The sequence below is a fragment of the Pseudomonas fluorescens genome (assembly GCF_002022275.1).
Classification (GTDB): Bacteria; Pseudomonadota; Gammaproteobacteria; order Pseudomonadales; family Pseudomonadaceae; genus Aquipseudomonas; species Aquipseudomonas fluorescens_AJ.
In genome coordinates this window covers 1-22219 of record NZ_MSDF01000022.1, presented here as the reverse complement: position 1 = coordinate 22219, position 22219 = coordinate 1, and the positions used below count along the sequence as shown (strand labels likewise).

Sequence of the window (22219 nt, the reverse complement as noted above, 5' to 3'; positions counted from 1 at the left end):
GCGCCGAACGTACTAAAATCGAGGCTTCGAGGGTTGCTTTGTCAACATTTCGCGAAGCCTGTCAAGAGTTTACAAACAACCATGAACGTAAGTATATTGCGTAGCAAGCTACTTATCTACTCACAGCTTGTTTTTTACCCTTCCACACTTCTTGTGCGCACTCTGCGCGCCTGACCCGAGGATCTTCATGCAACTTAAGCCAGCTGTTACCGCTCTGGTCACTGCCGTCGCCCTGGCATCGCTGCTCAGCGGATGTAAAAAGGAAGAAGCGGCTCCGCCCGCTCAAACCCCTCAGGTCGGCGTGGTCACTATTCAACCGCAAGCCTTTACCCTGACCTCCGAACTGCCAGGCCGCACCACGGCCTATCGCATCGCGGAAGTTCGTCCTCAGGTCAACGGCATCATTCTCAAGCGCCTGTTCAAGGAAGGCGCCGACGTGAAGGAAGGGCAACAGCTCTACCAGATCGACCCGTCGGTGTATGACGCCACCCTGAAAAGCGCCCAGGCTAGCCTGACCCAGACCAAGTCCATCACCGACCGCTACAAGCAGTTGGTCGATGAGCAGGCCGTCAGCCGTCAGGAATACGACACCGCCGTCGCCAACCGCATGACGTCGGAAGCAAACGTTCAAACCGCCCAGATCAACGTGCGTTACACCAAAGTGTTCGCGCCGATCTCCGGGCGTATCGGTCGTTCTTCAGTGACCGAAGGCGCACTGGTCAGCAATGGCCAGACCGACGCCATGGCCGTGATCCAGCAACTGGACCCGATCTACGTCGACGTCACGCAGTCTTCGGCTGAAATGCTGAAACTGCGCCGCGACCTGGAAAGCGGCCAGCTGCAAAAGGCCGGCGACAACGCTGCCAAGGTCAAGCTGACCCTGGAAGACGGTAGTTCCTACGGCCAGGACGGCAAGCTGGAATTCTCCGAAGTGTCGGTCGACCAGACCACCGGTTCCGTGACCCTGCGCGCCGTGTTCCCCAACCCTGACCACACCCTGCTGCCGGGCATGTTTGTACACGCCCAGTTGCAAGCCGGTGTGAACAGCAAGGCCATCCTCGCACCTCAGCAAGGCGTGACCCGTGACCTCAAGGGCATCCCGACTGCACTGATCGTGAACAAGGACAACAAGGTCGAGCAACGCGTATTGGTCGCCAACCGTACTTCCGGCGCCTACTGGCTGGTGGAAAAAGGCCTGGACGCGGGTGACCGCGTGATCACCGAAGGCCTGCAATTCATCAAGCCGGGCATCGAAGTCAAGGTCAAGGACGCCGACAACGCCAAGCCCGCCGGTTCCGCTGCCGCTCCTGCTGCCGCTGCTGGCAAAGGGGAGTAACCCATGTCGAAATTTTTTATCGACCGTCCCATTTTCGCCTGGGTAATTGCCCTGGTGATCATGCTGGTCGGGGCACTGTCGATCCTGAAGTTGCCCATTAACCAATACCCGGCCATCGCGCCGACCGCCATCGACATCCAGGTGACCTACCCGGGCGCGTCCGCACAAACCGTGCAGGACACCGTGGTGCAGGTGATCGAGCAACAGCTCAACGGTATCGACAACCTGCGGTATGTGGCCTCGGACAGTAACTCCGACGGCAGCATGACCATCACCGCGACGTTCAACCAGGGTACCAACCCGGACATCGCCCAGGTACAGGTGCAGAACAAGCTGAACCTGGCGACCCCACTGCTGCCGCAAGAAGTGCAGCAGCAGGGTATCCGCGTAACCAAGTCGGTGAAGAACTTCCTGATGGTGATTGGTCTGGTGTCGGAAGACGGCAGCATGACCAAGGACGACCTGTCCAACTACATCGTGTCCAACATCCAGGACCCGATCTCGCGTACTGCGGGCGTGGGTGACTTTCAGGTCTTCGGTTCGCAGTACGCCATGCGTATCTGGCTTGATCCGGCCAAGCTGAACAACTTCCAGCTCACGCCAGTGGATGTCAGCAGCGCCATCGCGGCACAGAACGTCCAGGTCGCGACCGGTCAATTGGGTGGCCTGCCCGCCCTGCCCGGCACTCAGCTGAACGCGACCATCATCGGCAAGACCCGCCTGCAAACTGCTGAAGCATTTGGCAAGATCCTGATGAAGGTCAACGCCGACGGCTCGCAGGTGCGTCTGTCTGACGTTGCGCGTATCGAACTGGGTGGCCAGAACTACAGCATCAGCGCGCAGTTCAACGGCAAGCCGGCTTCCGGTATGGCGATCAAACTGGCGGCAGGCGCTAACGCCCTGGACACCGGTAAGGCCATCCGCGCCACCGTGGCATCCCTGGAACCGTTCTTCCCGCCTGGCATGAAGGCTGTAGTGCCGTATGACACTACGCCGGTGGTAACCGAATCGATCTCCGGTGTAGTGCACACCCTGGTCGAAGCGATCGTGCTGGTGTTCCTGGTGATGTTCCTGTTCCTGCAGAACTTCCGTGCCACCATCATCACCACCATGACTGTTCCGGTGGTATTGCTGGGCACCTTCGGTATCCTCGCGGCCGCCGGTTTCACCATCAACACCCTGACCATGTTCGGCATGATCCTGGCCATCGGCTTGCTGGTGGACGACGCCATTGTTGTGGTGGAAAACGTCGAGCGGGTAATGGCCGAGGAGCACTTGTCGCCTAAAGAGGCGACGATCAAATCCATGGGCCAGATCCAGGGCGCCCTGGTGGGTATTGCCCTGGTACTGTCGGCGGTACTGCTGCCGATGGCCTTCTTCGGCGGCTCCACGGGTGTGATTTACCGGCAGTTCTCCATCACCATTGTGTCGGCGATGGCCTTGTCGGTGCTGGTTGCCCTGATCTTCACCCCAGCCTTGTGCGCCACCATGCTCAAGCCGATCGACCCGGAAAAACACGGTCAACCCAAGCGTGGTTTCTTTGGCTGGTTCAACCGCACCTTCGACAGCGGCGTTCTGAAGTACGAGCGTGGCGTGGGTGCCATGATCAAGCACAAGATCCCGGCCTTCCTCGTATATGCGCTGATTCTGGCCGGCATGATCTGGATGTTCACCCGTATTCCAAGCGCGTTCCTGCCCGAGGAAGACCAGGGTGTGATCTTTGCCCAGGTACAAACGCCGGTGGGTTCGTCGGCTGAACGCACGCAAAAAGTCATCGACGACATGCGCGCCTATCTGCTCAATGACAAGGAAGGCGAGCCAGGCGAAGGCAAAGGCGTTAACTCGGTGTTCACCGTGAACGGCTTCAACTTTGCCGGTCGTGGTCAGAGTTCCGGCCTGGCATTCGTGATGCTCAAGTCGTGGGACGAGCGTGATGCGTCCCTGTCGGTGTTCGAGATTGCCAAACGCGCCCAGGGCTACTTCTCCAAGACGTTCAAGGACGCCATGGTGTTTGCCGTGGTGCCACCGTCGGTTCTCGAACTGGGTAACGCCACCGGCTTCGACGTGTTCCTGCAAGACCAGGGTGGCGTCGGCCACGAGAAGCTGATGGCTGCACGCAACCAGTTCCTCGGCGCGGCGGCACAAAGCAAGATCCTGGCGGGTGTGCGCCCCAACGGCGTGAACGATGAGCCGCAGTACGAGCTGACCGTTGACGACGAGAAAGCCAGCGCCCAGGGCATCAGCCTCTCGGATATCCAGCAAACCCTGGCGATTGCCCTGGGTGGCAGCTACATCAACGACTTCATCGACCGTGGTCGTGTGAAGAAGGTGTATGTACAGGGTGACGCGGCCAGCCGGATGTCGCCGGAAGACCTGGACAAATGGTACGTACGCAGCAACGACGGAAAAATGGTGCCGTTGTCGGCCATCTCCTCCGGCAAGTGGATCTACGGCTCGCCGAAGCTCTCGCGTTACAACGGTGTAGCGGCGATGGAAATCCTCGGTACTCCGGCACCGGGCTACAGTACCGGTGACGCGATGGCGGAAGTCGAGCGCATTGCCAAAGACTTGCCGGCTGGCGTGGGTTACGCCTGGACAGGTCTGTCGTACGAAGAACGTCTGTCCGGCTCCCAGGCGCCTGCTCTGTACGCCCTGTCGCTGCTCGTGGTGTTCCTGTGCCTCGCGGCCCTGTACGAAAGCTGGTCGATCCCGATCGCGGTCATTCTGGTGGTGCCACTGGGTGTGATCGGTGCATTGATCGCCACCAGCCTGCGCGGCCTGTCGAACGATGTGTTCTTCCAGGTGGGTTTGCTGGTGACGGTGGGTCTGGCGGCGAAAAACGCCATCCTGATCGTGGAGTTCGCCAAAGAACTTCACGAACAGGGCAAGGGCATCGTGGAGGCGGCCATCGAGGCGTCCCGCATGCGTCTGCGTCCGATCATCATGACGTCCATGGCGTTCATGCTCGGCGTACTGCCGCTGGCGATTTCCACCGGTGCCGGTTCAGGCAGCCAGCACGCCATCGGTACGGGCGTAATTGGCGGTATGATCACGGCCACCGTGCTGGCGATCTTCTGGGTGCCACTGTTCTATGCAACCGTGTCCTCGGCCGGCGAACGCAAAAAGAAAGACACTACTGAAACTCCTAAAGAGGCTGGCCAATGAGCAAGTCGCTACTTTCCTTAGCCGTCACCGCATTCGTGCTCAGTGGCTGCTCGCTGATACCTGACTATCAGCGCCCCGAAGCGCCGGTGGCCGCACAGTTCCCGCAGGGGCCGGCGTATTCGTCGGCCCAGGCGCCGGGCCAGGCCGCTGCCGAGCAGGGCTGGAAGCAGTTTTTCCATGATCCTGCCCTGCAACAGCTGATCCAGACCGCGCTGGTCAACAACCGTGACCTGCGCGTTGCGGCACTGAACATCGACGCTTACGCGGCGCAGTATCAGATCCAGCGCGCCGACCTGTTCCCGGCCATCTCGGCCACGGGCAGCGGCAGCCGTACACGTACACCGGCCAAGCTGTCGCAGTCCGGCGAAGCGGGCATCACCAGCCAGTACTCGGCGGGCCTGGGGATCAGTTCGTATGAACTGGACCTGTTCGGCCGCGTGCGCAGCCTGAGTGAAGAAGCCTTGCAAAAGTACTTCGCCACTGAAGAAGCGCGACGCAGCACCCAAATCAGCCTCGTGGCCAGTGTGGCGAACGCCTACCTGACCTGGCAGGCCGACAAGGAACTGCTCAAGCTGACTCAGGACACCCTCGGTGCATTCGAGCAGAGCTACAAGCTGACCTCGCGCAGCAACGAAGTCGGTGTGGCCTCGGCCCTCGACCTCAGCCAGGCGCGCACCTCGGTGGAAAACGCCCGCGTGCAGCTTGCCCGGTATACGCGCCAGGTGGCTCAGGACGAAAACAGCCTGACTCTGCTGCTCGGCACCGGCTTGCCGGCGAACATCACCAGCAAACCGCTCTCGGACGACCTGCTCAGCGAAGTGCCAGCCGGGTTGCCGTCTGACCTGCTGCAGCGTCGCCCTGACATCGTGCAGGCCGAGTACAACCTGAAAGCGGCCAATGCCAATATCGGCGCGGCCCGAGCTGCGTTCTTCCCGAGCATCAGCCTGACCGCCAGCGCCGGCACCGCGAGCCCGACCCTGGGCGGCCTGTTCAAAGGCGGTTCGGGTACCTGGTCGTTCGCCCCGCAGATCAACATCCCGATCTTCAACGCCGGTAGCCTGCGCGCAAGCCTGGACTACTCGAAGATCCAGAAAGAGATCAACGTGGCCAACTACGAGAAGGCCATCCAGACCGGCTTCCAGGAAGTCTCCGACGGCCTCGCCGCCCGTGAGACCTACAAGCAGCAGCTGGACGCCCAACGTGGTTTCGTCGCCGCCAACCAGGATTACTACCGCCTGGCCGAGCGTCGCTACCGCATTGGTGTCGACAGCAACCTGACCTTCCTCGACGCCCAGCGCCAACTGTTCAGTGCCCAGCAATCGCTGATCACCGACCGCCTGGCGCAGCTCAACAGCGAGGTCAACCTGTACAAGGCCCTCGGCGGTGGCTGGAACGAGCAGACCGCGAAGAACGAGCCGTTGAAAGAAGAAGCACCGCCGCTGAAGTTGTTCTGATAGCAGCGTTGTAGACAAAACCGCTTCCCTCACCGGAAGCGGTTTTTTTATGCCCGCCAACTTGCGTTCGATCATCGCCCACAACCCGCCCTACCCCTCTTTCATCGCCCCCGCACCGCCACGCACCATGGCCGGCACCTGCATAACCCCAATAACAACAGGTCCCTCGCCATGAGCACTTTGCACCCGCGCCAGCTATTGCTGGCCACCGCTGTTGCCAGTTTTGCCTTGCCCGTCGTCGCCGATGAACACGGCTTTCTCGAAGACGCCAGCGCCAACCTCAACCTGCGCAACTTCTTCTTCAACCGCAATTACACAAACCCGACCAAGGCCCAGGGCGGCGCGCAGGAGTGGACGCAAAGTTTCATCCTCGACGCCAAGTCCGGCTTCACTCAGGGCACGGTGGGTTTCGGTCTGGATGTGTTGGGTTTGTACTCCGAAAAGCTTGATGGCGGGCGCGGCACCGGTGGCACCCAACTGCTGCCGCTGGACCGCGATGGGCGCCCGGCGGACAATTTCGGGCGCCTCGGCGTGGCGTTCAAAGCGCGAATTTCGAAGACTGAACTGAAGGTCGGCGAATGGATGCCGGTGCTGCCGATCCTGCGCTCCGATGACGGCCGCTCCCTGCCGCAAACCCTGCGCGGCGGGCAGATCACCTCAAAGGAAATCGACGGCCTGACCCTCTACGGCGGCCAGTTCCGCGCCAACAGCCCGCGTGACGACAGCAGCATGACGGACATGTCGATGTTCGGTAAAACCGCCTTCACCTCCGACCGCTTCAACTTCCAGGGCGGCGAATACGCGTTCAACGACAAACGCACCCAGATCGGCCTGTGGAATGCCCAGCTCAAAGACATCTACCGCCAGCAATTCGTTAACCTGATCCACAGCCAGCCCATCGGCGACTGGACGCTGGGCGCCAACCTCGGGTTCTTCTACGGCAAGGACGACGGCAGCGCCCGTGCCGGCGAGCTGGACAACAAGACCTGGTCCGGCCTGTTCTCTGCGCGCTACGGCGGCAACACCTTCTACGTCGGCCTGCAAAAACTCACCGGCAACAGCGCGTGGATGCGGGTCAACGGCACCAGCGGCGGCACCCTGGCCAACGACAGTTACAACTCGAGCTATGACAACGCCCAGGAGAAGTCCTGGCAAGTGCGCCACGACTTCAACTTCGTAGTCCTCGGCGTGCCAGGCCTGACCTTGATGAACCGTTACATCAGCGGCAGCAACGTGCACACGGGCACCATCACCGACGGCAAGGAATGGGGCCGTGAAAGCGAATTGGGCTACACCGTGCAAAGCGGCACCCTTAAAAACCTTAATGTGCGCTGGCGCAATTCGAGCATGCGCCGCGATTACAGCAACAATGAGTTCGATGAAAACCGGTTGATCGTCAGTTACCCGATCAGCCTGCTGTAAACCGCCGCTGAACTTACTGTATGGTGCGCGCCTGCCGCTGCTGATCCGCCCAGCAGCGGCTTCTTTTCGAGCCCGTGCCCATCATGAAATCCTTCACAAACGCCTGCGCGCTGCTTGCCGTGGTTTTAAGCCTCAGCGGCTGCATCGGCGCGCCCCTCCCCCTGACGCCCCAGACCGAACAGCGTTTGCAGGCCCAGGCGCCGATCCGTTTCTTGCTGACCTTTGATGATGGCCCCAGCGCCTCGGGTTACAACAACCCGAGCCGTTCAGTGATGGCTGACCTGGCGAACAACCCGGTACTGCCGGGGATCAAGGCGGTGTTTTTCCTGCAGACCGAAGCCTCCCGCTCCGGCGGCAGCGCTCGGGGTCGCAAGACCATGGAGCGTGAGTTTGCGGCGGGGCATATCCTGGCGTTCCACACGGCCACGGCGTTTCATACCAACCATCGCTGGCTGAACGATGCCGACCTGGAAAGCTCCCTCAGCCAGGGCGCCGCCGATATCGCGTCAATCACCGGCATGCCACCTGTGCTGGTGCGCCCGCCCTTCTGGAACTACGACAGACGCACCTTCGCCGCCTACACGCGCCACGGCATGCACGTGTTGCTGACGGACCTGAGTGCGAATGACGGCAAGATCTGGGGCTTCAACGGCAGCCCGCGCCGCCGGGCAAATTTGTACCGGCAGCTGTCAGTGGTGCGTGAACACATTGCCTTGGGTGAATTGCCGACAGTGGACGGCGTGATTCCGGTGGTGGTGACCTTCCACGACATCAACCGCTACACCGCGCGGCATATGCAGGAGTATTTGCAGATCCTGATGGACAGCGCCCGGATCAACGGCATGAAAACCGCCGCCGAGCCGTTCTACACCGACTCTGCCGCCCTGCAGCGCGCTGCGCTGGCGCGTACGGTGAGGGATGTGAATGAGCCGGTGCATTTGCCCGGGGTGTGGAATTGGGTATGGGATGCGGATTCGCATTGATCTGCGACCCCGTATGGAGATCAAAAATGTGGGAGCGGGCTTGCTCGCGAATGCGGTCTGTCAGTTAAAGATGAGCTGACCGATCCACCGCATTCGCGAGCAAGCCCGCTCCCACATTTGACCGTATTTCAGATTCAGTCTGGCTGGCGGGACTCAACGCCCAATTCATCCCACACCGACTCGGCCAGGTGAAACGTCGCATTCGCCGCCGGAATCCCGCAGTAGATGGCGCTTTGCATCAACACTTCCTTGATCTCGGCTCGGGTCACCCCATTGCTGGCCGCCGCGCGCAAGTGCAGCTTCAACTCCTCACTGCGGTTCATGCCGATCAGCATGGCGATGGTGATCAGACTGCGGGTATGACGCGGCAAGCCGGGGCGGGTCCAGATATCACCCCAGGCGTGGCGGGTGATCATTTCCTGAAACTCGCTGTTGAATTCGGTCAGGGCATTAAGGCTGCGGTCGACATGGGCATCGCCCAGCACTTCGCGACGCACCTGCAGGCCATCGGCGTATCGTTGTTTCTCGTCCACAAAAAGCTCCTCAGCGGGCCAGCAAAAATTCCAGCACGCGGTCACTGAATTCAGCGCCCGCCTGGACGTTGGACAGGTGCGCCGCATAGAACTCGGCGTATTCGGCGCCTCTCACGTGGGCCTGGATAAAGTGGCTGCCGGCGGGCGGTGTGACTGCATCCTCACTGCCGGCAATCACCAGGGTCGGTACGTTGATCGAGGCCAGTTGCTCACGGAAATCGGCATCGCGCACGGCCCCGCAATTGGCGGCGTAACCCTCGGGCGAGGTGGCGGCGAGCATGTCGGTGATCAGTTTGGCTTGATCGGGATGCGCCTGGGCAAAGTCAGCGGTAAACCAGCGCGCGATCGACGCATCGCGCAGCGCAACCATGGCTGCTGCGCCATCACGCAAGACCATTTCGATGCGCGGGTTCCACACCTCGGGCGTGCCGATCTTGGCGGCGGTGTTGCACACCACCAGGCGTTGCAGGCGCTCACCCGCGTTAATGCCCAGCCATTGGCCGATCAAACCGCCCATGGACAGCCCGCAAAAATGCGCACGCTGGATGTCCAGCGCATCGAGCAAGGCGATCACATCACCGCCCAACTGCTCGATGCTGTAAGGGCCGGCGGTGACCAGCGATTTGCCATGGCCACGGGTATCAAACCGCAACACGCGAAAATGCTCGGTGAAGGCCGGGATCTGAAAATCCCACATATGCAGGTCCGTGCCCAACGAGTTGGACAGCACCAGCACCGGCGCATCGACCGGGCCGTCGAGTTGGTAATGCAGTTCGCCCTCGGCGAGTTGTACAAAGGCCACAGCGGTCTCCTTACGCGGTCATTGCAAAATGTTCAGTTACAGCGCGGGTGACCCAGGTTTGAGCCAGGCCCAGGTAGTGGGCCGGGTCGAGCAAGCGGTCCAGTTCAGCCACCGAGAGTTCGGCAGTGACTTGCGGTTCATCCGCCAATACCGCGCGCAGATGGCGACCCTCGGCGACAGCACGCTTGCAGCACTGCTCCAGCAGATGGTGCGCAGTTTCACGTCCCAGTCGTTGCGCGAGCACGATGCTGACCGCTTCGGCCAACACCAGGCCCTTGGTCAAGTCGAGGTTTTGCGCCATGCGCTCCGGGTCGACTTCCAGCCCTTCACTCACCAGCAATGCCTGTTTCAAAGCACCCGATACCAACCGACAAATCTCCGGCAAGGTTTCCCACTCGGCATGCCACAAGCCCAGGCTGCGCTCGTGTTCCTGAGGCATGGCGCTGAACATCGTCGCCACAAGGCCAGGCACGCGGGTGGCGGCGCTGATCAGCACGGCGGCGCCCACCGGGTTGCGTTTGTGCGGCATGGTTGAGGAACCGCCTTTGCCCGGCGCCGAGGGCTCGAACACTTCCGCGGCTTCGGTCTGCATCAGCAGGCTGATGTCGCGACCGAGTTTGCCGAGGCTGCCGGCGATCAAACCAAGCACGCTGGCGAATTCCACAAGACGATCGCGCTGGGTGTGCCAGGGCTGCTCGGGCAAGCGCAGTTGCAACTCGACAGCCAAAGTTTCAGCCACCGGCAGGGCCTGTTCGCCCAACGCTGCCAGCGTGCCGGAGGCGCCGCCGAACTGCAGCACCAGCAGGCGCGGTTTCAGCTCGGCCAGGCGCTGACGGCTGCGCGTCACGGCCCCCAGCCAACCGGCGATTTTCATGCCCAGAGTGACCGGCGTTGCATGTTGCAGCCAGGTCCGCCCGGCCAACGGCACGCCTGCATAACGCTGCGCTTGCTCCGCCAGAATCTCGCCCAGCTGTGCCAGGTCCGCCTCGATCAAGGCCACGGCACTTCGCAGTTGCAGCACCAGCCCGGTGTCCATCACGTCCTGGCTGGTCGCCCCTAAATGCACGTAACGTTCGGCACCGGCATCTTCAGCGGCAATCAACTTGCCGAGTGCCTTCACCAATGGAATCGCGGAATTCCCCGCCGTGGCAATCGCCACGCCGAGGGCATCCACATCGTAAAGCGACGCCAGGCAGGCCTGGGCAATGGGTGCGACGGCCGCTTGGGGGATCAGCCCGACCCGGGCCTGGGCCCGGGCCAAACCGGCTTCGAAATCGAGCATGCCCTGCAAGCGTCCTCGATCGCAGAACACCTCGGCCATGCTGTCAGCGGTGAAGTAAGCGTCGAACAGTTGATTGCTCGTGCGCAGTGTCATAACTCATCCCTAAAGGTCGTGGTGCAAATAAGCCGCCTGTTTCGGCAGGCGCAAGCTGAACAGGAAAGCCACCGCCATCATGACGGTCACGTACCAATAGAAGGTGTTTTCCATGCCCATCGTCTTCAGGCCCAGAGCCACGTACTCCGCCGAGCCGCCAAAGATCGCGTTGGCCACCGCATAGGCCAGGCCCACGCCCAGTGCGCGAATTTGTGGCGGGAACATCTCGGCTTTCACCAAGCCGCTGATTGATGTGTAGAAACTCACGATGGCCAAGGCCAGGGTGATCAATACAAATGCCAGGAACGGGCTGGTCACGGTTTTCAGGCTCAACAGAATCGGTACTGTGCACAGAGTGCCCAACGCGCCGAACCAGAGCATCGAATTGCGTCGACCGATCTTGTCCGCCAGCATGCCGAACAGCGGCTGCATGCACATGTACACGAACAGCGCGCCGGTCATGATGTAACTGGCCGTCTTGGCATGCATCCCGGCAGTGTTCACCAGGTATTTCTGCATGTAAGTCGTGAAGGTGTAGAAAATCAGCGAGCCACCGGCGGTATAGCCGAGCACGGTGATAAACGCCGCTTTGTGATCGCGAAACAGCGCCGCCATGCTGCCAGCGTCTTTGTCTTCACGCATTTCCTTGCTGGTGGTTTCTTTCAGGGTGCGACGCAGCAGCAGGGAGATCACCGCCGCAACAGCGCCGATCACGAACGGAATCCGCCAGCCCCAGGCGCGCAATTCTTCTTCAGTGAGCAGTTGTTGCAGGATCACCACCACCAACACCGCCAGCAGTTGCCCGCCGATCAGGGTCACGTACTGGAACGAGGCGAAGAAGCCGCGCTGGCCCTTGAGTGCAACTTCACTCATGTAGGTCGCAGTGGTGCCATATTCGCCACCCACCGACAAACCCTGGAACAGCCGCGCCACCAACAGCAACGCCGGGGCCCAGGCGCCGATGTCCTTGTACGTGGGCAAAAAGGCGATGACCAGCGAGCCGGCGCACATCATCAGCACCGAGATCATCATCGAATTTTTACGGCCGTGTTTGTCGGCCACCCGGCCAAACAGCCAGCCGCCGATAGGCCGCATCAGGAACCCGGCGGCAAATACGCCGGCGGTGTTCAACAGTTGGACCGTAGGGTCGTCCGACGGGAAAAACGCCGGAGCAAAGTAGATGGCGCAGAAGGCGTAGACGTAGAAGTCGAACCATTCGACGAGGTTGCCGGAGGAGGCCCCGACAATCGCAAAAATCCGTTTGCTGCGTTCTTCTCCGGTGTAGTGACTCGTTGTTGTTGTCATGTTTTTTCACTCAGTGGGAACGGTTATAGCCTAGACATACTTTGCAACAACCATGTTCCGCAAGCAGACTTTTGGATGATCGTTCCCACGCTCTGCGTGGGAATGCCGCTTGGGACGCTCCGCGTCCGCTCTTGAAATCGTGACGCAGAGCGTCAAGGGATGCATTCCCACGCGGAGCGTGGGAACGATCGTCAGCTCAATAATCGAAGAACACCGTTTCCCTGTCCGTGCCCTGCAAAATCACATTCCACTGATGCACACCCTCTGCATCAGGTTTGGCAATCAACGTGCTACGCCGCTCAGCAGGCACACACGCCAGCAGCGGGTCATCGCCATTCAGCGCTTCACCGTCGAAATAAATCCGCGTCAGCAAGTGCTTCACCAACCCACGGGCAAACACCAGCACCACCAGATGCGGCGCCTGAGTCGTGCCCTTCAACCCCGGCACGGCGCCCGGCTTGATGGTGGTAAAGCGAAACCGCCCTTCGGCATCCACCGGCACCCGGCCAAAGCCTTCGAAATTCGGGTCGACGGCCTTGTCCTGCTCATCTTCCGGGTGGTCGTACTTGCCGGCGGCGTTGGCCTGCCAGACTTCGAGCATGGCGTCGTTGACGACATCACCGTTGCCGTCCACCACTTGCCCGCTGATCGCCACACGCTCGCCAAGGGTGGCGGGCACGGTCAGGTCTTCGCGGTTCAGCCAGGTCAGGCCGATGTGGTAATACGGCCCGACGGTGTGGGACGTGGTCGCGTTGAGTGTCATCTCATTTCTCCATCGGCGTGGCGTCGCGGCCGCGCAGGACGATGTCCCAGCGGTAGCCGAGGGCATAGGAAGGAATGGTTTTTTCCAGGTCGAAGCTGGCGATCAGGCGCTGCTTGGCCGAGGTGTCGGGCACGCAGTTGTAGATCGGGTCGTACTCCAGCAGCGGGTCGCCGGGGAAGTACATCTGCGTGACCAGGCGCGTCAGCACACTCGGCCCGAACAGCGAAAAGTGGATATGCGCCGGGCGCCACGCGTTGTGGTGGTTGCCCCACGGGTAGGCGCCGGGCTTGATGGTCTGGAACTGGTACCCGCCATCGGCGTCGGTGACGGTGCGGCCGGTGCCGGTGAAATTCGGGTCCAGCGGCGCGTCGTGCACGTCACGCTTGTGGTTGTAACGACCGGCGGCGTTGGCCTGCCAGATTTCCACGAGGATGCCCGGCACCGGCAGGCCGTTTTCGTCCAGCACACGGCCGTGGATGATGATGCGTTCGCCCTGCGGCTCGCCTTCATGCTGAGCCGTCAGGTCATTGTCCTTCTCGTCTACTCGCTCGGCGCCGATGGTCGGGCCGGTAATTTCCGACAAGGAATGGGGCAGGAACACCAACGGCTGGGACGGCGAACGCAGGTTCGTCGACTGGTAGGCCGGGTGCAGGTAATCAGGTTGAGTGCCCGCTTGCGGGCGCCGGTAACCGGGCTTGTCACTCATGCAGCAATCCTCTCTTGTTAGATGCGTTCAATCGCCAGGGCCAGGCCTTGGCCGACACCCACACACATGGTCGCCAGGCCTTTGCGGCCGCCGGTTTTTTCCAGCTGGTGCAGTGCGGTCAGAACCAATCGCGCACCGCTCATGCCCAGCGGGTGACCGAGGGCAATAGCGCCGCCGTTCGGGTTGACCTGGGGCGCATCGTCGGCGAGGCCGAGTTCACGCAGCACCGCCAGGCCTTGGCTGGCAAAGGCTTCGTTGAGCTCGATCACGTCAAAGTCGGTGACGGCCACACCCAGGCGCTCCACCAGTTTGCGCACCGCCGGCACCGGGCCGATGCCCATCACACGCGGGGCGACACCGGCGCTGGCCATGCCCAACACCCGAGCGCGGGCAGTGAGGCCGTGTTTTTTCACCGCCTCGGCAGAGGCCAGGATAAGCGCAGCGGCACCATCATTGACACCCGAGGCGTTGCCAGCGGTGACGGTCTTGTCCGGCCCGTTGACCGGTTTGAGTTTGGCCAGGGCTTCAAGCGTGGTGTCCCGCGGGTGCTCATCGTGCTCCACCACGGTCTCGCCCTTTTTATGGGCGACGCGTACCGGCACGATTTCTTCAGCGAAGAAGCCCGCCGCTTGCGCTGCGGCCGTGCGTTGCTGGCTGCGCAAGGCGAAGGCGTCCTGGTCGGCGCGGGAAACGTTGTAGTCGTCGGCCACGTTATCGGCGGTTTGCGGCATCGCATCCACGCCGTACTGGGCTTTCATCAACGGGTTGATAAAACGCCAGCCGATGGTGGTGTCTTCCAGCTTCATGTTTCGCGAAAACGCCGCATCCGCCTTGCCCATCACGAACGGCGCGCGGGACATCGACTCGACGCCACCGGCAATTGCCAGCTCCATTTCGCCGCTGGCAATCGCACGAAAAGCCGTGCCGATCGCGTCCATGCCCGAGGCGCACAAACGGTTGAGGGTCACACCCGGAACACTTTCCGGCAGGCCGGCCAGCAGCAGCGCCATGCGTGCGACGTTGCGGTTGTCTTCGCCCGCCTGGTTGGCGCAGCCGAGGAACACTTCGTCGACCGCGCTCCAGTCCACCGAAGGGTTGCGCTCGATCAGCGCCTTGATCGGCAGCGACGCCAGGTCATCGGCGCGCACGGTCGCCAGGCCACCGCCAAAACGGCCGATGGGGGTACGGATAGCGTCACAAATAAACACGTCGCGCATCAGGCTTCTCCAGGGGCTTGGCCGTGGGCGGCAGCGGTGCGTGCTTCAAGATCACGCAGGGCAGTCAGCTCGACCTCGGTCGGTTCGGCGGTGGTGGCGACCTGATCCGCAAAACGGATCGCCCAGCCGGTGGCCGCGACGACTTGCTCACGGGTCACGCCCGGGTGCAAGGCGGTGACCACAAACTCATGGGTGCCCTCTTCCGGCTCCATGGTGCACAGGTCGGTAATAATGCCTACGGGGCCGGCGCCTGGCAGGCCAAGACGTTTGCGTGAATCGCCGCCTTCGCCGTGGCCGACCGAGGTGATGAAGTCCAGCTTGTCGACGAACGAGCGTGCCGACTGCTTGAGGATGATCAGCACGCTCTTGGCGGAGCCGGCGATCTCCGGCGCTCCTCCGGCACCCGGCAGGCGCACTTTGGGCTGGTGGTAATCACCGACCACGGTGGTGTTGATATTGCCGAAACGGTCGACCTGCGCAGCACCAAGAAAGCCGACGTCGATGCGCCCGCCTTGCAGCCAGTAACGGAAGATTTCACCGGTAGGCACCACGGTGTCGGCGGTTTCAGCGAGCTCGCCGTCACCGATGGACAGCGGCAGTACCGAGGGTTTGGCGCCAATCGGGCCGGACTCGTAGATCAGCACCACATCCGGCGACGAGGTCAGGCGCGCCAGGTTGGCGGCTTTGGACGGCAGGCCGATGCCGACAAAACAGACGGAGCCATTCTTGAGGCGGCGCGCGGCGGCGACGGTCATCATTTCATTGGTCGAGTAAGCCATTACTTGGCCTCCTGCGCGGCGGCCAGCTTGGCCTGGAATTCACTGAAGTCGGCGGTGCCGTGGATGTATTCGTCGATCCAGGCGGTAAAGGTCCCACGGTCGCGGGCGATCGGGTCCCACGCCTGGTAGAAGCGGTTATCACGCTCGTTGTAGCCGTGGGCGTAGGACGGGTGCGCGCCGCCCGGCACATGGCACACCGCAGTCAGCGCCCAGGTCGGCAGCACGCAGCTGTTCATCGGCGCGTTCAGGTCGTCGACGATTTCTTCGACGGTGACGATGCAGCGCTTGGCCGCCAGGGCCGCTTCTTTCTGCACGCCGAGAATGCCCCAGAGCAACACGTTGCCCTTGCGGTCGGCCTTTTGCGCGTGAATCACCGTGACATCCGGGCGCACCGACGGCACCGCCGCCAACACTTCACCGGTAAACGGGCAGGTCACGGTCTTGATCAACGGGTTGACCTTGGGCAGGTCGGAACCGGCGTAGGCACGCAGCACCGCGAACGGCAGGCCGGAAGCACCGGCGACGTAGGCATTGGCCAGGTCGGCGTGGCTGTGCTCTTCGATTTCGAGCGGTTGTGGCCATTGCTTCTCGACCGCGTCACGCAGGCGATGCAGGGACCCCACGCCCGGGTTGCCGCCCCAGGAAAAAATCAATTTGCGGGCGCAGCCTGCGCCGATCAACTGGTCGTAGATCAGGTCAGGCGTCATACGCACCAGCGTCAGGTCTTTCTTGCCCTGACGAATGATTTCATGACCCGCTGCGGTAGGGATCAAGTGGGTAAAGCCTTCCAGTGCGACGGTATCGCCGTCGTTCACGAATTGCTTCACCGCGTCGCGCAGCGCAAGAATTTCAGCCATGGGGTTTGGGCTCCCGGTGTTGATCGAAAAAGGCGCTGAGGTCGCGCCGAAGTGCTTGAAGATTAAGCCGGGGACAGGGCCCAAACAATCCGATAATCGACACAGCGTTCGATTATCGAACAGATTGTTGTCTGGCTAATTACTTGGAGAAACACCGCCAATGTGGGAGCCAGCTCCCACACAAGCCAGCTCCCACAAATGAGTGACACTCCTCAGGTGGCGTCGGCATGGCTGACCATGCCCTTGATCACCACCGCCGCCGTGGCCACAGCCGCTGGAATCACCAGTGCAGTCAGCACCTGCTCGAAGTTCCAACCCAGGCCCAGCAAAGTCGCACCCATCCACGCGCCGAGGATCGCGCCGAAGCGGCCGATGCCGAGCATCCACGACACGCCGGTAGCACGGCCCTGGGTCGGGTAGAAGCGCGCTGCGAGCGACGGCATCGCCGATTGCGCGCCGTTGACGCACATGCCGGCCACCAGCACCAGAGTCGCCAGCAAGGTGATATTGCCCAGGCTCTGGCCCACTGCGTAGGCAAACACCCCAGCCAACAGATAGAAAGTGCCGATGACCTTGTGGGGATTGAACCGGTCCATTGCCCAGCCCACACCCACTGCGCTCAACACACCACCAAACTGGAACAAGGCGCCGATAAACGCAGCCTGCTCCATGCTGGCGCCGCTGTCGCGCATCAGGGTCGGTAGCCAACTGGTGAGCAGGTACACAATCACCAGCCCCATGAAGTAAGTCAGCCACAGCAGCAAGGTGCCGGCGCTGTAGGTACCGGAGAAGATCACCGCGAAAACGTTGCGGGCCTTGACGGTTTTTTGCTCGGGCACGCTGAAGCTGGTGGCTTGGCCAACGAGGTTGGGCTCGATGGGTGACAAGGTTTTACGCACCTTCTCAGTGCCGCGATTACGCACCACCAGGTAGCGTGCCGACTCCGGCAGCCACAGCACCAGCACCACCGCGAGGATCAACGGCAGAATGCCGCCGATCATCAACAACGCGTGCCAGCCGAATGCCGGAATCAGCTTGGCCGAGATAAACCCGCCACCGGCCATGCCCAGGTTGAAGCCGCAAAACATGCTGGTGACCAGCAGCGACTTGTGGCGTTCCGGGGTGTATTCGGAGAGCAGCGTGGTGGCATTCGGCATCCCCGCGCCCAGGCCCAGCCCGGTGAGGAAGCGCAGCACCAGCAACTGGTCGACGTTAGCGCTGTAGGCCGAGGCCAGGCTGAAGGCGCCAAACACCAGCACCGCGCCAACCAGTACCACTTTACGGCCGAAGCGGTCCGCCAACGGGCCGGAGCCCAATGCGCCGAACACCATGCCGATCAACGCGGCGCTCATCACCGGGCCCAGGCTGGCACGGTCGATGCCCCAATCCTGGGACAGCGCAGGGGCGATAAAGCCCATGGCGGCGGTGTCGAGGCCATCGAGAAAAACGATCAGGAAACACAGGATCACCACACGCCACTGGTAGCGTGAGAGTGGCTGGGTGTTGATAAAGGACTGCACGTCCAGGTTCGTACCGAGAGAAGGCTGATTCATTATTGTTATTTCCACACCGATGGCGGGCTGACGACCTGCGGCCGTCGTTATTATTGGGCGCTTGCAGAGCGCTGCCGCACATTAATAAGCCTGGGGAAACACCGTCAATTCATCCGGCCGGGATCTGTGCGATCACCGCACACTTAGGCAAACAGCTGGGTGCTCAATTCGCGGCTGGCACTGAGCATGCTCGGCAGAAAACGCTGCTCCAGCTCGCTACGGCTGACGCGGCCGGCGTGGGTACTGACATTGAGCGCGGCCAGCACCTGGCCAGACGCGTCATACACCGGCACGGCGATGGAGCGCAGGCCCTGTTCCAGTTCCTGGTCGACGATGCACCAACCCTGCTGACGTACTTGTTGCAGGCATTCGAACAGCGCTTCGGGGGTGGTCAGGGTGCGACTGGTCTTGGTTTGCAGGTCGGCGTGATCGAGGTAGTCCTTGAGCGACGCGTCATCCAGCGCCGCCAGCAAAATTCGGCCCATGGAGGTGCAATACGCCGGTAAGCGCCCGCCCACCGACAGGTCCACGGAAATCAGGCGCTGAGTCGTGGCGGAACGGGCAATGTAAAGAATGTCATCACCTTCCAGGGTGGCCATGTTGCAGGCTTCGTGGAGCTGCTCGCTCATGCGGTCCAGGTAAGGCTGGGCCGATACCGCCAAGGGTGTGGAGGATAAGTAGGCATGGCCGAGCGTCAGCACTTTGGGCAGCAGCGAATAGGTGCGCCCGTCGGTGGTGGCGTAGCCGAGTTTGATCAAGGTATGCAGGCAACGGCGTACGGCAGCGCGGGGGATTTCCGTGCGGTGGCTGATCTGGGCGATGGTCAGATGACGCTTGCGCTCCTGGAATGCCTGCACTACGGCCAAGCCGCGAGCCAGGGAAGTCATGAAGTCCGGATCGCCGGTAAACGCCTGGATGCGCTTGGCCGGTGAAGCCACGATCGGCGGCGCCACTGACGCGAAGGAGTTGCGCAATTGATCGTTCATTTCAAGGGTCCTTTCTCTTGTTTTCAACCGCTGGAAGGGTTGGCCGCCATTACAAGCCGCGCCGGTCAAGGTGCACAAGTCAGCCGCAACAACATTGGGCGATTATCGGACGATCATTCGATAATCGCAATTTTGCAGGTGACCTGCCCCGGGCGTAGATAAAGTTTGGTCATTCACACGGGTATTTAGAAGAGTGCGGACTTTATGACAGCTTGGTTGCGCAAATACTGACGCCAGCATGTAACAAAACCCTCATGCAGTGTTGACGCTTTTTAACTTCGTGGTGATAGTGTTATTCAAATGCGCCGCTATAATGAAGCCTGTGCAGAGGTCGGCCCGGTAGTCATATCGGGATTGGAGCTCACCAGGCGTTGCGGGTCGCATGCATCGTCGGCCACACGTATCTGCTAAAAGAACTGCCCTTTGGCTTCACTTTCAAAGTTGAACGGTTGCACCGTTGAACTTGAAATAAGCCGAGGACGATTTTCAGGCACGCGCTGCACACTAAATAAACTCAACTCAATTAGGTAACACTGTGACGAAAGACGAACTGCGCGCGGAACTTGAGCGCCAGGAGCAACGTTACAAGGACGTTTACGGCGGGGAAGTCACCACCTACGCCGCCCAGCCTGAGCCGGAACGCAAGCCATGGCGCAAGCGAGCGAGCTTGCTGGATCAGGCATTTGCCCAGGAAATCCAAAAGATTGAACAGGAACTCAAAACCGAAGAGTCATAAGCGCTTCGATTTGAGCTTCCAGGTATTGCTTCCTCCGCTGGCGCATTGCCAGCGGTGGGCAACCTGATTTCGCCAGGCTCCTACTGCCTTGAGCGAAATTTCGTACAAATGTTTCGAACGTGACATTTCGCTTAAAAAATCCGCCTTTCAGGCCCTGTGCGTTGTAAATCAAAGACTTGCCAAAGCCCCGAAAACCCTGGGATGTGCGCCTCTGCGCCATGGTTTTTCAATGAACTTTGTTACCGATGAGCAGCTAATGCATCGATTACCGAGGTTTTCTGGCATAATCGCGCCCCCTTACGACCGGGTCAGAAAACCTTCATGATCGATTTATTCAGCGGACTGGATGCTTGGGTTCTCGTGAGCCTGTTGCTCGCCCTGGCCTTTGTCCTCGCCTTCGAGTTCATCAATGGCTTTCATGACACCGCTAACGCGGTGGCCACAGTCATCTATACCAAAGCCATGCCGCCGCACCTGGCCGTGTTCTTCTCCGGGGTGTTCAACTTCCTCGGCGTGTTGCTCGGGGGTGTGGGTGTCGCCTACGCCATCGTGCACTTGCTGCCGGTGGAGTTGCTGATCAATGTGAACACCGGCCATGGTTTGGCGATGGTCTTCTCCTTGTTGGCCGCCGCGATCACCTGGAACCTGGGCACCTGGTACTTCGGTATCCCGGCTTCCAGCTCCCACACCCTGATCGGCTCGATCCTCGGTGTCGGCCTGGCGAATGCCCTGATCAACGACATCCCGCTGGCTGACGGTGTGAACTGGCAGAAAGCGATCGATATCGGTGCCTCCCTGGTGTTCTCGCCGATGGCCGGTTTCCTGGTCGCAGCCCTGGTGCTGATCGGCCTGAAATGGTGGCGCCCGCTGTCGAAGATGCACAAGACCCCGGACCAGCGCCGCAAACTCGACGACAAGAAGCACCCGCCGTTCTGGAACCGCCTGGTATTGGTGATCTCCGCGATGGCCGTGAGCTTTGTGCACGGTTCCAACGATGGTCAAAAAGGCATCGGTCTGATTATGCTGGTGCTGATCGGCATCGTGCCGGCGCAGTTCGTACTTGACCTGGGCAGCACCACTTACCAGATCGAGCGTACCCGCGACGCGACCTCGCACTTGAGCCAGTTCTACCAGCGCAATCATGAGACCCTCGGCGAGTTCCTCGCCCTGGGTAAAAGCGTGAAGGACGACCTGCCGGGCAAGTTCCAATGCAATCCGCAGCAGACCGAGCCCACCATCAGCGCACTGCTGAGCACATTGAAAGGTGTCTCCGACTACCATTCGCTGACCGCCGAGCACCGCATTGAAGTGCGTCGCTACCTGCTCTGCCTGGACGACACCGCGAAGAAAGTCGGCAAGCTGCCGAACCTGTCCGCCCGTGACAAGGCCGACCTCGACAAGCTGCGCAAAGACCTGACCGCCACTACCGAATACGCCCCGTTCTGGGTGATCCTCGCGGTCGCACTGGCCCTGGGCCTGGGCACCATGGTGGGCTGGAAGCGTGTGGTGCTGACCATCGGTGAGAAGATCGGCAAGCAGGGCATGACCTATGCCCAGGGCATGTCGGCGCAGATCACCACGGCGAGCATGATTGGCCTGGCCAACATTTTCAGCTTGCCGGTTTCCACCACTCACGTGTTGTCTTCGGGTGTGGCCGGGACCATGGTTGCCAACAAAAGCGGCCTGCAGGGCGGGACCGTGAAGACCATTCTGATGGCTTGGGTGTTGACCTTGCCGGCTACCGTGGGCCTGTCGGCCGGGTTGTTCTGGTTGGCTTCCAAGGCGTTGGGTAGCTGATAGGTCGTTGGTTTTGAAGGAGGCGTGATCCGTGAGGGTTGCGCCTTTTTTGCTTTTTGGGGTTTGGGGGCATATCCGTTATTTGGGTGATGGCGGATATAGGTTCCGCCCTTACGGCGGGTCACTTTGGAAAAGAGCCCCAAAGTAACCAAAGGGCTCTTGCCCCAACACTCGGCACCTCGCCTAGGCTCGGTGTGCCCTCACTCCGGCTTGAATCCGTGGGCCGCCGCGATGGGCCATCCTTGGCCCAGCGCGGCTAACCCGGCGTCCTGCCGGGTTACCCACGGATTCAAGCCTGCGTTCGGCCAGCGTGGTTAACGGGGCGCCTCAGATCAAGATCAAAATCTAAAGCACGGCGGCCTGAGAGCCGACCTGAGTGGTTGGATCAAAGCGCTGTTTTTGCTAGAGCAGACCGCGTTCCCCCAGACAAAATGGAGATCCAAATGTGGG

At 61.1% G+C, this 22219-nt stretch carries 18 protein-coding genes; 7 read left to right on the top strand and 11 right to left on the bottom strand.

From position 1 onward, the window contains the following. Window positions 1–187: 187 nt before the first annotated feature. The 5 genes from BFW87_RS18560 to BFW87_RS18540 all read left to right on the top strand — a co-directional run bounded on the left by BFW87_RS18560 (window position 188) and on the right by BFW87_RS18540 (window position 8360). Entirely contained in the window at window positions 188–1336 is a 1149-nt protein-coding gene (locus tag BFW87_RS18560; protein WP_078741198.1) for an efflux RND transporter periplasmic adaptor subunit, read from the top strand. 3 nt (window positions 1337–1339) lie between these two features. Next, a complete protein-coding gene (locus BFW87_RS18555; RefSeq protein ID WP_078741197.1) occupies window positions 1340–4501 on the top strand; it encodes an efflux RND transporter permease subunit in 3162 nt (1053 codons plus the stop codon). Beyond that, complete coding sequence (adeC, locus tag BFW87_RS18550; protein ID WP_078741196.1) at window positions 4498–5955, top strand: AdeC/AdeK/OprM family multidrug efflux complex outer membrane factor; 1458 nt, start codon at window positions 4498–4500, stop codon at window positions 5953–5955. The genes BFW87_RS18555 and adeC overlap by 4 nt, the downstream gene beginning before the upstream one ends. Window positions 5956–6126: 171 nt before the next feature. Beyond that, complete coding sequence (locus tag BFW87_RS18545; protein ID WP_078741195.1) at window positions 6127–7377, top strand: OprD family porin; 1251 nt, start codon at window positions 6127–6129, stop codon at window positions 7375–7377. An 83-nt stretch (window positions 7378–7460) separates the two neighbouring features. Continuing rightward, on the top strand, window positions 7461–8360 hold the full coding sequence (locus tag BFW87_RS18540; protein WP_078741194.1) for a polysaccharide deacetylase family protein: 900 nt from the start codon (window positions 7461–7463) through the stop codon (window positions 8358–8360). 134 nt (window positions 8361–8494) lie between these two features. Here the strand turns inward: BFW87_RS18540 and pcaC are convergent, their stop codons facing one another. The 11 genes from pcaC to pcaR form a co-directional block, all read right to left on the bottom strand. Beyond that, window positions 8495–8893, bottom strand: coding sequence for a 4-carboxymuconolactone decarboxylase (gene pcaC / locus BFW87_RS18535; RefSeq protein WP_078741193.1), 399 nt, complete (start codon window positions 8891–8893; stop codon window positions 8495–8497). A gap of 10 nt (window positions 8894–8903) precedes the next feature. Then, window positions 8904–9695 (bottom strand): 3-oxoadipate enol-lactonase, encoded by a 792-nt coding sequence (gene pcaD / locus BFW87_RS18530; protein WP_078741192.1) that lies wholly within the window; start codon window positions 9693–9695, stop codon window positions 8904–8906. Between the two features lie 10 nt (window positions 9696–9705). Continuing rightward, window positions 9706–11070 carry a 3-carboxy-cis,cis-muconate cycloisomerase gene (locus BFW87_RS18525; protein WP_078741191.1) on the bottom strand — a complete coding sequence of 455 codons (1365 nt, stop codon included), beginning with the start codon at window positions 11068–11070 and terminating at the stop codon, window positions 9706–9708. A gap of 9 nt (window positions 11071–11079) precedes the next feature. Further along, window positions 11080–12375, bottom strand: coding sequence for an MFS family transporter (locus BFW87_RS18520; RefSeq protein WP_078741190.1), 1296 nt, complete (start codon window positions 12373–12375; stop codon window positions 11080–11082). 196 nt (window positions 12376–12571) lie between these two features. Then, on the bottom strand, window positions 12572–13138 hold the full coding sequence (gene pcaG, locus BFW87_RS18515) for a protocatechuate 3,4-dioxygenase subunit alpha (RefSeq protein ID WP_078741189.1): 567 nt from the start codon (window positions 13136–13138) through the stop codon (window positions 12572–12574). A gap of 1 nt (window position 13139) precedes the next feature. After that, window positions 13140–13844, bottom strand: a complete 705-nt coding sequence (gene pcaH, locus BFW87_RS18510) for a protocatechuate 3,4-dioxygenase subunit beta (RefSeq protein WP_078741188.1) — start codon at window positions 13842–13844, stop codon at window positions 13140–13142. A 17-nt stretch (window positions 13845–13861) separates the two neighbouring features. Further along, a complete protein-coding gene (pcaF, locus tag BFW87_RS18505) occupies window positions 13862–15064 on the bottom strand; it encodes a 3-oxoadipyl-CoA thiolase (RefSeq protein ID WP_176159777.1) in 1203 nt (400 codons plus the stop codon). Further along, window positions 15061–15840: a CoA-transferase subunit beta gene (locus tag BFW87_RS18500; RefSeq protein ID WP_078741186.1), complete on the bottom strand. Its 780-nt coding sequence runs from the start codon at window positions 15838–15840 to the stop codon at window positions 15061–15063. Before BFW87_RS18500 ends, pcaF begins: the two co-directional genes overlap by 4 nt. Further along, the gene (locus BFW87_RS18495; RefSeq protein WP_078741185.1) at window positions 15840–16697 is read right to left on the bottom strand and encodes a CoA transferase subunit A; all 858 of its coding nucleotides are present in this window, start codon (window positions 16695–16697) and stop codon (window positions 15840–15842) included. Before BFW87_RS18495 ends, BFW87_RS18500 begins: the two co-directional genes overlap by 1 nt. 212 nt (window positions 16698–16909) lie before the next feature. Next, window positions 16910–18250 carry an MFS transporter gene (locus BFW87_RS18490; protein ID WP_078741184.1) on the bottom strand — a complete coding sequence of 447 codons (1341 nt, stop codon included), beginning with the start codon at window positions 18248–18250 and terminating at the stop codon, window positions 16910–16912. Between the two features lie 143 nt (window positions 18251–18393). After that, complete coding sequence (gene pcaR, locus BFW87_RS18485) at window positions 18394–19236, bottom strand: pca regulon transcriptional regulator PcaR (protein WP_078741183.1); 843 nt, start codon at window positions 19234–19236, stop codon at window positions 18394–18396. A 535-nt stretch (window positions 19237–19771) separates the two neighbouring features. Between pcaR and BFW87_RS18480 the strand changes: the two genes are divergently transcribed. Both BFW87_RS18480 and BFW87_RS18475 read left to right on the top strand, forming a co-directional pair. Then, window positions 19772–19972, top strand: coding sequence for a hypothetical protein (locus BFW87_RS18480; protein WP_058425216.1), 201 nt, complete (start codon window positions 19772–19774; stop codon window positions 19970–19972). 321 nt (window positions 19973–20293) lie between these two features. Further along, entirely contained in the window at window positions 20294–21769 is a 1476-nt protein-coding gene (locus BFW87_RS18475) for an inorganic phosphate transporter (RefSeq protein ID WP_078741182.1), read from the top strand. Window positions 21770–22219: the final 450 nt, after the last annotated feature.

What these genes read in the sequence shown, in the direction of transcription:
- BFW87_RS18560 (WP_078741198.1), top strand. Translation starts at nt 188, where the DNA reads ATGCAACTTAAGCCAGCTGTTACCGCTCTGGTCACTGCCGTCGCCCTG.
- BFW87_RS18555 (WP_078741197.1), top strand. Translation starts at nt 1,340, where the DNA reads ATGTCGAAATTTTTTATCGACCGTCCCATTTTCGCCTGGGTAATTGCC.
- adeC (WP_078741196.1), top strand. Translation starts at nt 4,498, where the DNA reads ATGAGCAAGTCGCTACTTTCCTTAGCCGTCACCGCATTCGTGCTCAGT.
- BFW87_RS18545 (WP_078741195.1), top strand. Translation starts at nt 6,127, where the DNA reads ATGAGCACTTTGCACCCGCGCCAGCTATTGCTGGCCACCGCTGTTGCC.
- BFW87_RS18540 (WP_078741194.1), top strand. Translation starts at nt 7,461, where the DNA reads ATGAAATCCTTCACAAACGCCTGCGCGCTGCTTGCCGTGGTTTTAAGC.
- BFW87_RS18525 (WP_078741191.1), bottom strand. Translation starts at nt 11,070, where the DNA reads ATGACACTGCGCACGAGCAATCAACTGTTCGACGCTTACTTCACCGCT.
- BFW87_RS18520 (WP_078741190.1), bottom strand. Translation starts at nt 12,375, where the DNA reads ATGACAACAACAACGAGTCACTACACCGGAGAAGAACGCAGCAAACGG.
- pcaG (WP_078741189.1), bottom strand. Translation starts at nt 13,138, where the DNA reads ATGACACTCAACGCGACCACGTCCCACACCGTCGGGCCGTATTACCAC.
- pcaH (WP_078741188.1), bottom strand. Translation starts at nt 13,844, where the DNA reads ATGAGTGACAAGCCCGGTTACCGGCGCCCGCAAGCGGGCACTCAACCT.
- BFW87_RS18500 (WP_078741186.1), bottom strand. Translation starts at nt 15,840, where the DNA reads ATGGCTTACTCGACCAATGAAATGATGACCGTCGCCGCCGCGCGCCGC.
- BFW87_RS18495 (WP_078741185.1), bottom strand. Translation starts at nt 16,697, where the DNA reads ATGGCTGAAATTCTTGCGCTGCGCGACGCGGTGAAGCAATTCGTGAAC.
- BFW87_RS18490 (WP_078741184.1), bottom strand. Translation starts at nt 18,250, where the DNA reads ATGAATCAGCCTTCTCTCGGTACGAACCTGGACGTGCAGTCCTTTATC.
- pcaR (WP_078741183.1), bottom strand. Translation starts at nt 19,236, where the DNA reads ATGAACGATCAATTGCGCAACTCCTTCGCGTCAGTGGCGCCGCCGATC.
- BFW87_RS18475 (WP_078741182.1), top strand. Translation starts at nt 20,294, where the DNA reads ATGATCGATTTATTCAGCGGACTGGATGCTTGGGTTCTCGTGAGCCTG.